The organism is Georgenia daeguensis (assembly GCF_039537705.1).
Classification (GTDB): Bacteria; Actinomycetota; Actinomycetes; order Actinomycetales; family Actinomycetaceae; genus Georgenia; species Georgenia daeguensis.
The window spans coordinates 23,564-36,372 of record NZ_BAABBA010000010.1; the positions used below are offsets into that span (position 1 = coordinate 23,564).

11 protein-coding genes are annotated in these 12,809 nt (G+C 70.9%); 4 read left to right on the forward strand and 7 right to left on the reverse strand.

Annotated features, from left to right (window positions below):
* Positions 1–143: 143 nt before the first annotated feature.
* The 7 genes from ABD774_RS11290 to ABD774_RS11320 form a co-directional block, all read right to left on the reverse strand.
* Positions 144–1,730, reverse strand: a complete 1,587-nt coding sequence (locus ABD774_RS11290) for an ABC transporter substrate-binding protein (RefSeq protein ID WP_345041089.1) — start codon at positions 1,728–1,730, stop codon at positions 144–146.
* A 31-nt stretch (positions 1,731–1,761) separates the two neighbouring features.
* The gene (locus tag ABD774_RS11295) at positions 1,762–3,501 is read right to left on the reverse strand and encodes a UGSC family (seleno)protein (RefSeq protein WP_345041091.1); all 1,740 of its coding nucleotides are present in this window, start codon (positions 3,499–3,501) and stop codon (positions 1,762–1,764) included.
* A 90-nt stretch (positions 3,502–3,591) separates the two neighbouring features.
* Complete coding sequence (locus ABD774_RS11300; RefSeq protein ID WP_345041093.1) at positions 3,592–3,846, reverse strand: NifU family protein; 255 nt, start codon at positions 3,844–3,846, stop codon at positions 3,592–3,594.
* A gap of 50 nt (positions 3,847–3,896) precedes the next feature.
* Entirely contained in the window at positions 3,897–5,003 is a 1,107-nt protein-coding gene (locus ABD774_RS11305; RefSeq protein ID WP_345041095.1) for an ABC transporter ATP-binding protein, read from the reverse strand.
* A complete protein-coding gene (locus ABD774_RS11310) occupies positions 4,984–6,030 on the reverse strand; it encodes an ABC transporter ATP-binding protein (RefSeq protein WP_345041097.1) in 1,047 nt (348 codons plus the stop codon). Before ABD774_RS11310 ends, ABD774_RS11305 begins: the two co-directional genes overlap by 20 nt.
* Positions 6,031–6,048: 18 nt before the next feature.
* The gene (locus ABD774_RS11315) at positions 6,049–6,990 is read right to left on the reverse strand and encodes an ABC transporter permease (protein WP_345041100.1); all 942 of its coding nucleotides are present in this window, start codon (positions 6,988–6,990) and stop codon (positions 6,049–6,051) included.
* 1 nt (position 6,991) lies between these two features.
* Positions 6,992–7,912, reverse strand: a complete 921-nt coding sequence (locus ABD774_RS11320; protein ID WP_345041102.1) for an ABC transporter permease — start codon at positions 7,910–7,912, stop codon at positions 6,992–6,994.
* A 454-nt stretch (positions 7,913–8,366) separates the two neighbouring features.
* Here ABD774_RS11320 and ABD774_RS11325 point away from each other — a divergent pair, with 454 nt between their 5' ends.
* Genes ABD774_RS11325 through ABD774_RS11340 form a run of 4 tightly spaced genes read left to right on the forward strand, consistent with a single transcriptional unit; the run spans position 8,367 to position 12,791 of the window.
* Complete coding sequence (locus ABD774_RS11325) at positions 8,367–9,176, forward strand: hydroxypyruvate isomerase family protein (RefSeq protein WP_345041104.1); 810 nt, start codon at positions 8,367–8,369, stop codon at positions 9,174–9,176.
* On the forward strand, positions 9,173–10,057 hold the full coding sequence (locus tag ABD774_RS11330; protein ID WP_345041106.1) for a 2-hydroxy-3-oxopropionate reductase: 885 nt from the start codon (positions 9,173–9,175) through the stop codon (positions 10,055–10,057). The genes ABD774_RS11325 and ABD774_RS11330 overlap by 4 nt, the downstream gene beginning before the upstream one ends.
* A gap of 51 nt (positions 10,058–10,108) precedes the next feature.
* Entirely contained in the window at positions 10,109–11,326 is a 1,218-nt protein-coding gene (locus ABD774_RS11335) for a CaiB/BaiF CoA transferase family protein (RefSeq protein ID WP_345041109.1), read from the forward strand.
* On the forward strand, positions 11,304–12,791 hold the full coding sequence (locus ABD774_RS11340) for a carboxyl transferase domain-containing protein (protein WP_345041111.1): 1,488 nt from the start codon (positions 11,304–11,306) through the stop codon (positions 12,789–12,791). The genes ABD774_RS11335 and ABD774_RS11340 overlap by 23 nt, the downstream gene beginning before the upstream one ends.
* Positions 12,792–12,809 lie beyond the last annotated feature (18 nt).

The following is a 12,809-nucleotide window of genomic DNA, read 5'->3' on the forward strand; positions in this document are numbered from 1 at the left end:
GACCGGACGGGGACGAGAACGCCGACCGGAAGGAGATGGAGCACCGCCGGAAGGGGCGAAGCACTACGGGAAGTCGTGAGCCACGGCAGCTCCCCGGTCTTGCCGGGTTCCGGCGGGCAGGTGCCCGCCGGAACCCGGTGGATCTAGCAGTCCAGCTTGATCTCCGCGACGGCCAGCTTCTGGAACGTCGCTGGGTTCGGGGTGTACTGCACGCACTCGTTCGCGGTGATGAGCGTGTCGGTCGTGTACGCGACAGGCACCAGGAAGGTCATCTCGTCGTGGGCGTACCGTGCTGCATCCTGCAGGAGGCTCTCCCGCTCGTCGCCGCTGGCGGCGCCGGCGGCGTCGAGCATCTGCTGGAACGTCTCGTCGCAGACCGGCGACTGCGGGGCTCCGCAGCCCAGCTTGCCGGCGAGGCTGAGATGGGCGTCACCGAGCGAGTTCCCGTGCACGTTGACGATCATCATCGGCAGTGCGGCGGGGTCCTGCGGAGCCTCGAACCGGTCCCGGTACTGCTCGAACTCCATCACCACGGTCCGGGCCTTGAGGCCCACCTCGCCGAGCATGGCCGCGAGCGTGTCCATGGTCTCGGAACCGTTGGAGTTGCGGAGCCCCGCGCGGCCGAGAATCTCGATCTCGCGGTCCACGTCGACGCCGTCGGCCTTGGCCTCGGCGATGAGCCGCCTGGCCTCGTCGGGGTCGTACTCCCACGTCACGTCGGGGTTGTAGCCGACCACGTTGGGCAGGAAGATCTCGCTGGCGGGCTCCCCCTTGCCGCCGAAGACGTTGTCGATGAACGTCTGCCGGTCGATGGCGAGGTTCACGGCCTTGCGGACCCGTGCGTCGTCGAACGGCGGGACCTCGCTGTCCAGCCGCGCGTAGAGCGTCTCCGAGATGGTGTAGGTCTGCGCGTTGGGTGCGTCGGCGTCCTGTGCGGTGATCGACATGGCGAGGTCCACCTCCCCGGTCGAGGCCATGGCCGCGCGCACCGCGCTCTCACTGCGGAAGATGTACTCGACCTCCTCGACGTCGGGCGCCTCTCCCCAGTAGTCCGCGTACCGCTCCATGGTGAAGGACTGGTCGGGGGTGTAGTTGACGAACTGGTACGGGCCGGTGCCCACCGGGTCGGTGACCTCGGCCAGCGGGTCGTCGGTGGGGGCCCCGATCGGGGTGAACGCGAGCCGGCGCGGCAGGATCGGGTCCGGTGAGCCGAGGTCGATCGCGAGGGTGTGCTCGTCGACCGCGCTGACCGAGGTGATGTCGGAGGTCAGGACGCTCTCGAGCACGTAGCAGTCCGTCGCCGGGTCCAGCACCCGGTTCAACCACCACGCCGCGGCCTCGGCGTCGAAGGGCTGCCCGTCGTGGAAGGTGACGCCCTCCCGGAGGGTGAAGAGCCACCGGGTCGCGCTCTCCTCGGTCCACTCCACCGCCAGCAGCGGTTCGAGCTCGCCGGTCTCGCCGTTGGCCCGCACCAGCGGCTCCGTGATGTTCTCCTGGAGGAGCTGGTTGTTGTCCCCGTCGCAGGTGTCGAGGGTCCCCTCCTTCGGGGGGTTGGCCATCACGATCCGCAGGGCGGCGTCGGAGCTGCCGCCCGTCGTACCGGCCTCCCCCGCCCCTCCGGCGGAGCAGGCGGTGAGCGCGACCGCCGCCAGTGCGGCGACGGCCGTACCGGCCGCGGATCGACGTGGGGTCCGGGATCGGTGCTGCACGAGGTCCCTAGATGTCGTCATTGACATGCCTTTCGGAGAGGGGGGCTTGGGGTCAGTCGTTCAGGGTCGGCGTCGACGTGATCAGCTCGGTGTACGGCCGTGAGCGGGTGGGCATGAGGAGGTCCTTCGCACGGACCGAGCCGACCACGACGATGGAGTACTCCTCCGGCTTCTCGATGACCGGGAGGGTGGTGCGCCTCGCCTCCTCCGGAGACATCTCGAACAGCCAGCGCCACTCGGGCTTGACCTTGCCGTCGGCATAAAGCTTGCGGATCGGCTCGATCATCCGGTCGACCGGCTCCTGGCCGTGGTGGAACATGAACTTCTCCAGCGCGTGCTTGGAGAAGCCGCCCTCGTTCGCCAGCGGCAGGGCATGGGGCGGGGCCAGGAACAGCAGGCGACCCAGCCCGGAGAACCGCTCCGAACCGCCCAGGTTGGTGAAGTACCCGCTGCTGTTGTTGCCACCGCTGAAGGAGGCGATGGACCGCGCGAGCTGGGGAGCGTCCAGGGCGCCCTGGATGCTGATGTCCCACTCGCCGCTGGTGAAGAAGACCGACGCGGTGCTGTCCGTCGGCTTGTGGCCGAGCGAGACGTGGTACGGCTCCCAGGGGCTCTCCTCCTCATTCTCGGCGACGACGACGATGTGCTTGCGGGTGGTGCCGATCGTGTCCATGTCCATCACGCCGGGGTACCAGGAGCCGATGTTCTTGAGGGCGAACACGATGGCCCGGCTGATCCGGATGTTCACCTCGTTCTGCTTGCCCGGCCCGAGGCACGAACGGCCGCCGTTGATGCCGAGCTCGCGGGCGATGGGGCCGTTGACCACCACCAGTGGGGCGTAGGCGCTGGTGGACATCAGCGCCCCGCGCGGCACCGGGCGCATGTTGGCGATGGCGCGCAGCGACGCCATGATCACCGGCATCTCCTGCGGCAGGCACCCGGCCATCGCCGCGTTGATCGCGACGGAGCGGACGGTAGCCTCGCCGTTGCCGGGAGGCAGCACGCACACGACGTCGTCGGGCCGGCCGTCGACGGCACCCATGAGGCGATCGACCGCGTCGCGGGTCGGCGGCCACAGCGGGTAGCCGTCGCCCCAGTCTCGGTCCATGAAGTCCTTGTTGAACTCCTCGATGACGGCGAACGCGTCGCCCGCCGCGTAGCGCCAGCTCTCCTTCGGCTCGTCCAGGAGCACCGACGAACCGTCCCGGGGCACCGTGAGGTTCTCGATCACGTCGTCGACCAGGTCGAGGGTCTGCTCGACGGCCTCGTCCTCGGTGAGGTTGTTGTAGACCTTCGGGGCCAGCACGTAGTTCGGGTCGGGCAGCGCGAAGGCGCGTGCGCTGACCTCCACGTCGTGCTCGAATCCCTTGGAGGCCAGGATGACGGTGGGCTTGCCCATCCGCTCGATCTGTGTGGTGTCGTGGGTCATCCAGGAGGTGCAGGAACCGCAGTCGGCGGTGCAGCCGATGACGGCGTCGCACTCCTCGGCAGCCTGCTTCACCAGGTCCGGCGGGCAGGGCATGGCTCCGCTGTAGAACTTGAAGGTCACACCCGGCACGCGCTCCTCGATGAGCCTGGCCGCGGTACGCAGGGCGACGTCGCCGTTGGCCTTGCCGTTCCACAGCAGGCCGATCGTCTTGTTCTCCAGGGTGCGCAGCCGGGGCGCGCGCCTGCCCGGCTCCTGCCCCCCGTGCCGAGCGGGCCGAGGATCGAGCACGTCGAGCTGGACCGCCCCCTCCGGGGCCTCGCTCTGCTCGTGCTCGAGCAGGTTCACGCTGTGGTCGGACGCCATGGGATTCTCCTCTGTGTCTGGCTGGAAGTCGCCGCCGGGGTGCGTGAGCAGATGCCTCTCACCCCCGGGCGTGCGTCGGATGGTCGGGCGTTACTCGACGCCGGCGACGATGACCTCGTTGGTGGTGACGCCGTGGGCCCGGAGGCCCTCGACGAGGAACGACTGGAGCATCTCCGGCGGGATGGAGCAGGTGGCGCAGTCAGGGTCGACGCCCATCCGGTACTCGACGTTCAGCACCCCCGCCGCGGCGTCGAAATCGATCAGCTTGATGTCTCCTCCGTCGCGCGCCACGATCTGGTTCATCGAGTCGAGGACCTCCTGCACCGCGGCATCCTGATCACTCATGGCACTTCCTTCCTGTGGGTTCGTCTATGTGGGATTCGTCGGGACCGTCGTCAGCTCGGGCGAGCGACGACGTCCGTCTCCGCCGGTACCGCCTGAGCGGCCGACGCGAGCGCGTCCGCCGCGATGCCGGGGAAGTGACAGGCGGCGCCCTGGTCCGCCGTGCGGTGGTCCGGGAGCGACGGCTCCGACTCGGCGCACAGGTCTGTCGCGAAGGTGCACCGGGTGCGGAATCGGCAGCCGGACGGCGGGTCGATCGGGCTGGGCACGTCACCGGTGAGCAGCTGCCTCGCGGGACGGCCGGCACCGGCGCCGAACCGTGCCCTGGGGACGGAGCGAAGCAGCGCCTGCGTGTACGGGTGCTGCGTCCGCTCGAAGATGTCGGCCTCGGGTCCGTACTCGACCATCCGACCGAGGTACATCACGCCGACGGTGTCGGCGATGTGCCGTACGACGCCGAGGTCGTGCGCGATGAACACGTAGGACAGCCCGAGCTCGGCCTGGAGCTCCTGAAGCAGGTTGATGACCTGCGCCTGGACGGAGACGTCCAGCGCCGAGACCGGCTCGTCGCAGACGATGAGCTCCGGTCCCAGGGCGAGCGCGCGGGCGATGCCGATCCGCTGGCGCTGCCCGCCCGAGAACTGGCCGGGATAGCGGTCGAGGTGGTCCGGCCGCAGCCCCACCATCTCGAGCAGTTCGCCAGCGCGGCGCCGACGGTCGGTGCGGGCCACGACGTCGGGATGGATCTCCCACGGCTCCGAGAGAATCTGCCGGACCGTCTTGCGCGGGTTGAGCGACTCGAACGGGTCCTGGAACACCAACTGCACCTTGCGCCTGAAGGCGCGCAGCTCGGCGGGCGTCATCGTCAGGATGTCCTGGCCGCGGTAGCGCACCTGCCCCGAGGTAGGCTCGACCAGCCGAGTGATGGTCTGGGCGAGGGTCGACTTCCCGCAGCCGGACTCACCGACCAGCCCGAAGGACTCGCCCTGGCGGACAGTGAAGGTGACGCCGTCCACCGCCCTCAGCGTCGCGGTCTGCCGCTTGCGCACCCGCCCCTCCTTGACGGGGTAGTGCTTGTGCAGGTCGACCACCTCCAGGAGCGGTTCCCCGGACGTCGCGCCTGGGCGGAGCGGAGCGGTGCTAGTCGCGATGGGAGACACCGGCGACCTCCTCGAGTCGGTGGCAGCTGGCGGCACGTCCCGGTCCGAGCGGCTGCGCGGGCGGCAGCTCCGTGCTGCACAGCTCGCTCGCCCACTCGCACCGCGGGTGGAACGGGCACCCGGACGGTGGTCGCATCAGGTCGGGGGGCGAGCCCTTGATCGGGTGCAGGCGGTCGCGCTTGTGGCTGACGTCGGGGATCGAGCGCAGCAGCCCGCGGGTGTAGGGATGGGCGGGGCTCGTGAAGATCTCCTCCGCGGTCCCGGTCTCCACCTCCCGGCCGGCGTACATCACGACGACGCGATCCGCGGCCTCGGCGACGAGCCCCAGGTCGTGGGTGATGAGGATGAGCCCCATGCCGTTCTCGTCCTTGAGCTCGGTGAGCAGCTCCATGATCTGCGCCTGGATGGTCACGTCGAGCGCCGTGGTCGGCTCGTCGGCGATCAGGACGTCCGGCTCCAGCGCCAGGGCCATCGCGATGCTGGCGCGCTGGCGCTGACCACCCGAGAACTGATGGGGGTAGTCGTTCACGCGCGTGCTCGCCGAAGGGATGCCCACCCGGTCGAGCAGCTCGGCCGCGTGCTTGAGGGACTGCGCCTGGGACATCCCGCGGTGCACCCGGAACGGCTCACCGACCTGCCAGCCCACGGTGAAGACGGGGTTGAGGGAGGAGTTCTGGCTGATCAGCGAGAGCCGGTCGCCCCGCACGGCCCGTCGTTCGCGCTCGGGCATTGTCAGGAGCTCCGTGCCGCTCAGCCGCACCGACCCGTGGATCTCGTGGACCGGCAGCTCGTTCAGCACACCGAGGACGGCGTGCGCGGCCACGCTCTTGCCGGAGCCGCTCTCCCCCACGATGGCGAGCGTCTCGTGCCGGCCCACGTGGTAGCTGAGCCCGGCGACCGCCTTGACGGTCCCGCGCCGTAGATGAAGGTCCACCCGCAGGTCCCGCACCTCGAGGAGGGTGTTCTCCCCGGGGGCCGGCGCGGTCCGGGTGTCCGTGGCGCTCACGGCTCTGGTGATCGTCCTCATGTCCTGGTCTCCCATGGTCTAGTCCGTCTCGTTGGTGCGCCGGACCGCGTCCGCGACGAGGTTGACGGAGACAGCTGTCAGGGTGATGACGAGGCCGGGGAGCAGCGCCACCCACCAGGCGTCCCGGAGGTAGTTGCGCCCCTCGGCGATGAGGCCGCCCCAGGTGACGTCCGGCGCCTGGATGCCGAGACCCAGGAAGCTCAGGGCCGACTCGGCCAGGATGATCAGCGCGAACTCCAGGGTCGCCAGCGCGACGAGGGGTGGCGCGATCACGGGCAGGATCTGCTTCGCCATGATGCGGAACGGGCCACTTCCCAGCGACCGCGACGCCGTGATGAACACCCGTTCGCGGACCGCCAGGGCCTCGCCCCGGGCCACCCGGGTGAAGGCGGGAAGTCTGCCGATGGCGAGCACGAACATCAGCGAGGCCACCCCCGGGCCGAGGATGTACAGCACGATGAGGGCGAGCAGGAGCGAGGGGAAGGCGAGCATCACGTCGGTGACCCGCATGACGACGGTCTCCGCCGCGCCGCGCACGTAGCCGACCGTGGCGCCGATCATCGACCCGATGACTGAGGCGAGCAGCACCGCGACAAGAGCGATGAGGAGCGTCGTGCGGCCGGCCACGACGAGCCGGGCCAGGAAGCTCCGCCCCAGGGCGTCGGCCCCGAGCACGTAGTGCCAGCCGTGCTCGAGCGTCGGCGGCGTGAACCGCATGTCCAGCCTGGGGACGAGCGCGTCGGTGACGAACAGCGGGGACAGCACGGAGGACGCCAGGACGACGCCGAGGAACGCGATGCCGAACTGGGCCCCACGGTCGTGCCGGACGGTGTGTGCGAGCTTGGCCCGGAATCGTTCCGACTGCTGCACCTGCTCGGCGTCGCTCCCGGGATCGCCGCCGTGCAGGGCGGCGTCGGACGCCGAGACCAACCTGCGGCGCGGAAGGGCTGTCTTCAGCACGTCAGTCTCCAAACCGGATCTGCGGGTTCACCCAGGAGTAGGCGACGTCGATGAGGAAGTTCAGGGCGATGATCGCGGCACCCGTCACCAGGACGACCGCCTGGATGACCGCGAAGTCCCGGGCGTAGATCGAGGTGACCATCAAGGTGCCCACGCCCGGCCACCCGAACACCGTCTCGACGACGAGAGCGCCGTTGACGACCTGGGCGAGCGAGAGACCGGCGACCGTGATGATGGGGATGGCCGCGTTGCGCAACGCGTGCTTGTAGACGATCCCCGCGGGCCGGACGCCCTTGCCGCGGGCGACCTTGACGTAGTCGGAGTCCAGGGCGCCGAGCATGGAGCTGCGGGTGACCTGCGTGAGGATGCCGGCCGGCCGCATGGCCAGCGTCATCACCGGCAGGATCCAGTACTGCCAGCCGGCGTTGCCCGACGTCGGCAGGAGGCCGAGCCACACCGAGAAGACCGCGATGCCAGTGATGCCGATCCAGAAGTCCGGCACGCTCAGGGCGGCGAGAGACATCACCCGGGAACCGCCGTCGAACACGGACCGTCTGCGTGCCGCGCTGGCCGCGCCGACGAAGATGCCCAGAACGGCCGCGATGACGATGGTGACGAGGGACAGCTGGAGCGTCGCCGGGTACCGCGAGAGAACGGTGGCCAGCGCCGGCTCGCCGTACGCCATCGACTCTCCGAGGTCGAGCCGGACCAGACCCTTGAGGTAGTCGAAGAGCTGGATGTAGAGAGGCTGGTCGAGCCCGTGCTCGGCGTTGAACGCCGCGATCGCCTCCGGGCCGGCGTCCTCGGGGAGGTACAGCCGGGCCGGGCTGCCCGTGGCTCGCGCCAGAAGAAAGACCAGGATCACGATGCCGAACAGGCTCAGCAGCCCGTGGCGCAGTCGTTTGAGCACGAAGTACGTCACTGTGACCTCGCGGAGAAGTGGTTCGTGGGACTCGCTCTGTCGTTCAGGCGGCCCTACCGCCTGCACACCGACCCGGCTCTGGCTTGTGACCGCCGGTCCCTCGTGTTGGTGGTGAACAGTACAACTCACTGACCGAAAGTCAATGGGTATCGGAGCGCCTACTTTTTGAAAGGTTTCATATCCGGGATGCCATTGCGCCTGGAGAACTCCGTACCGGAAGGCGACGCCGGCGGGGCAGCCGCCGGGGTCGCCGGAGCGCGCCCAAGGCGGGGATTCCGCGGATCCGATCGGGTTTGCGGGCAGCTCGGGGATCCGACAACCACTGAGTGGAAACGAATCGTTGACCTATCTGGTCCGCACCGCTACCTTCCGTTCACGCAATGAGGCACACCTATCACCTATCGAGAGGGCTGCGACGATGCACCCGTCGAGGTATGCGGTCAACTGCTCCATCATGTTCACGGAACTGCCGCTGACCGAGCGAGCGCAGGCGGCCCGTGCCGCCGGTTTCGGCGCCGTCGAGTTCTGGTGGCCGTTCCGGGACGCCGTTCCGGGCGACGGCGAGGTCGACAGATTCGTGACCTCCGTCCAGGACGCCGGCGTCCAGCTCGCCGGCCTGAACTTCTTCGCCGGTGACATGGCGGGCGGCGACCGCGGCGCGGTGTCCTGGCCGCGACGCTCCCGGGAGTTCCGGGACAACGTCGACGTGGTCGTCGACATCGGGCGGCGCCTGGGGTGCCGGTCTTTCAACGCCCTGTACGGCAACCGCGTCGACGGTGCCACGGCGCCCGAGCAGGATGAGCTCGCGGTGGAGAACCTCGCGGCCGCGGCCCGCGCCGTCGCCGCGATCGACGGAACCGTCCTCCTGGAGGCGGTGAGCGGGACGCCTGCGTACCCGCTCAAGCTGGCGGGCGACGCGATCGGGGTGCTCGACCGGGTCCAGCGGGAGACCGGCGCCACCAACCTCGCGTTCCTGCTGGACCTGTACCACCTCACAGTCAACGGCGACGACGTGGGGGCCGTCCTGGACACCCAAGCGGAGCGGATCGGGCACGTCCAGATCGCCGACGCACCGGGGCGGGGCGAGCCGGGCACGGGAGGCATCGACATCCCCGCCTTCCTCGGCCGGCTCGAGGACGCCGGTTACGCCGGCTGGGTCGCGCTGGAGTACAAGCCGACCACCCGGACGGCCGAATCGTTCGGCTGGTTGCCCGCGCAGACGGCGGCCGGCACTGCCAGCACCTCGGAGAGGAAGCCGTCATGACCCGCATCGCCTTCATCGGGCTCGGCATCATGGGCAGCCCGATGGCCGTCCATCTCGCGCGCGCCGGGCACGACGTCGTCGGGTTCAACCGCACGCCGGAGAAGACGGCGCCGCTCGTGGCGGCGGGCGGGCGGGCCGCCCCGTCCGTGCGCGAGGCCGTCCGGGGTGCCGAGGTCGTCATGACCATGCTCCCGGACTCCCCGGACGTCGAGGAGGTTCTCGGCGGGGACGACGGCGTGCTCGCCCATGCCGAGCGAGGTGCGCTGCTCGTCGACTTCTCCACGATCCGGCCCGACGTGACCCAGGACCTCGCGGGACGGGCACGGGAGCGGGGCCTGGCGTTCCTCGACGCCCCCGTCTCGGGCGGCGAGGCCGGCGCCAAGGACGCCGCGCTGTCGATCATGGTCGGCGGTGAGCCCGCGGACTTCGCCGCGGCGCGGCCCCTGCTCGACGTCGTCGGGAAGACGGTCGTCCACGTCGGGCCGAGCGGCTCCGGCCAGACCGTCAAGGCCGCGAACCAGCTGATGGTCGCCGCGCACATCCAGGCCCTGGCCGAGGCCACCGTCTTCCTCGAGGCGTACGGCGTCGACGTCGACGCCGCCTTCGAGGTGCTGGGAGGCGGGCTCGCCGGCTCCAAGGTGCTGACGCAGAAGAAGGCCAACATGCGCGACCGCTCCTTCGACCCCGGCTTCCGGCTGCAGCTGCACCACAAGGACCTCGGCATCGTGCAGGCGGCGGCCCGCGAGGCGGGGGTCATCACCCCGGTCGGCGCCCTGGTCGGTCAGCTGGTCGGCTCCCTCGTCGCCCAGGGCCACGGCACGCTCGACCACTCCGCGCTCCTCAAGGGCGTCGAGCAGCTCTCCGGTCGCCAGTCCGACTGACCCCCCGGCGCGGCGACGGTGCCGTCCAACCACCTCCAGGAGGTGCCATCCATGTCAGAGACCGCAGACGGGCCGCTCACCGGCACGTTCGTCGTCGACCTCTCCCGGGCCCTCGCCGGCCCCCACGCCACGATGATGCTCGGGGACCTAGGCGCCCGGATCGTCAAGATCGAGGCCCCCGGGGCCGGCGACGACACCCGCGGGTGGGGCCCGCCCTTCGTCACCCCCGCCGGCGGCGGAGCTCCCGAGTCGACCTACTTCCTCGCCGCGAACCGGAACAAGGAGTCGGTGACGCTCGACCTCAGGGACGACGGCGACCGTGCGGTGCTCCTCGGTCTCGTCCGCCGCGCCGACGTGCTGGTGGAGAACTTCCGCACCGGGGTGCTCGACCGTCTGGGTCTCGGCCTCGAGACCCTGCACGAGCTCAACCCCGGCCTGGTCATCCTCTCCATCACCGGGTTCGGGCACGACGGGCCGGAGGGCGGCCGGCCCGGCTACGACCAGATCGCCCAGGGCGAGGCTGGGCTGATGTCCCTCACCGGGCCGGACCCGGACACCCCGCAGAAGTCGGGAGTGCCGATCTCGGACCTGCTCGCCGGCATGTACGGCGCCTTCGGCGTCGTCGCCGCCCTGCACGAGCGCAGCACGACCGGGCGCGGCGCCGTGGTGCGCACCTCGCTGCTCGCCGCCACCGTGGGGGTCCACGCCTTCCAGGGCTCCCGGTGGACGGTGGCCAGGGAGGTCGGCCGGGCCCAGGGGAACCACCACGCGTCGATCGCGCCGTACGGGCTCTTCCGCTGCGCGGACGGCTCGGTGCAGATCGCGGTCGGCAGCGAGGGCCTGTGGCGCACCTTCTGCGCCGCATTCGGCCTCGACCCCGGCGCACCGGGCCTGGCCAGCAACGCCGAGCGGGTGGCGAACCGCGACGCGCTCGTCGCCCTTGTGGAGGAGGTCTTCGCCGGCTGGGAGGCCGCGGCCCTGCTGACCCGGCTCCGCGAGCTCGGCATCCCCGCCGGCCGGGTCCGGACCCTCGAGGAGGTCTACACCTGGGACCAGGTGCTCAGCCAGGGCCTGCTCGTCGACGTCGACCACGAGACCCTCGGCCGGCTCCAGCTGCCTGGGCCGCCGCTGCGGTTCTTCGACACCGTCGGCCGGGAGCTGACGCGCACCCGCCACAAGGCGCCGCCCGTGCTCGGCGCCGACGGTTCCGCCGTGCGTGCCTGGCTGGCGTGGGAGGAGGAGAGCCATGACGCACCCACGCGCCGCTGAGCTGCTCGCCCAGGTGATCGATACGGGGACGTTCGTCTCGTGGGACGCAGAGGTGGATCTGGCCGGCTACGACGAGCAGTACGCCGCCGAGCTACGGGCCGCCCGCGCACGCGCCGGCACCGACGAGGCGGTGATCACCGGGCAGGGCACGATCCGTGGCCACCGGGTGGCCGTCATCGTCAGCGAGTTCGCCTTCCTCGGTGGCACCATCGGCCGCGCCACGGCCGCCCGCGTCACCGCCGCCGTGTGCCGGGCCACTCTCGAGCGGCTCCCGCTCATCGCGGCGCCCGCGTCGGGCGGCACCCGCATGCAGGAGGGCACCCCGGCGTTCGTCGAGATGGTGACGATCTCCCGCGCCGTCGTCGCCCACAAGGCGGCGGGGCTGCCCTACATCGTCTACCTGCGTCACCCCACGACCGGCGGCGTGTTCGCGTCGTGGGGCTCCCTCGGCCACGTCACCGTGGCGGAGCCAGGGGCTCTCATCGGGTTCCTCGGCCCGCGGGTGTACGAGGCGCTCCACGGGGAGCCTTTCCCTGCCGGGGTGCAGGTGGCGGAGAACCTCGTCGACAAGGGCATCCTCGACGCCGTCGTCCCGCTGGAGGACGTCGCCGAGGTGGCCGCCCGGGTGCTCGCCCTGCTCTCCCCGCCCGCCTCGAGGGCGCCGGCACGCCCCGAGACGCCCACCCCTTCCCTTCCCGCCCCGGCGCACGACGCCTGGGAGTCCGTGCTGCGTACCCGGGACCCCAGGCGACCGGGCGTGCGCGAGCTGCTGCGGTACGCCGCCGACGACGTCCTTCCCCTGTCGGGCACCGGCGACGGCGAGCACGAGGCCGGCCTGATGCTTGCCCTCACCTCCTTCGGCGGGCTCCCGTGCGTGCTCGTCGGGCAGGACCGGCGCTACCAGAGCGCCGGTGACTCCATGGGGCCCGCCGCCCTGCGGGAGGCACGCCGGGGCATGCGGCTGGCCGACGAGCTCGGCCTGCCGCTCGTGACGGTCATCGACACCCCGGGCGCGGACCTGTCTCCCCGGTCCGAGGAGGGAGCCCTTGCCGGCGAGATCGCCCGGTGCCTGGCGGACATGGCGGGCCTGCGTGTGCCCAGCGTCTCACTGCTCCTCGGCCAGGGCTGCGGCGGGGGCGCGCTGGCGCTGCTGCCGGCACGGCGGGTGATCGCTGCCGAGCACAGCTGGCTCTCGCCGTTGCCGCCCGAGGGAGCCAGCGCCATCGTCTACCGCGACGTCGAGCACGCGGCGGAGATGACGCGCAGCCAGCGGGTCAGCGCACCTGAACTGCTTGCTGCGGGCATCGTCCACCACGTCGTGCCGGAGGTGCCCGACGCGGCGGACGACCCTCGGGGCTTCGCCGTCGCCATGGCGGACGCCTTCGTGGATGAGCTGCGCGGCCTGCTCTCCGTCACCGGCACCTCGCCGGTGAGGGTCCCGGCCCGATCGGCGGCGCGTGCATGACCCCGCGCACTCGGGTCC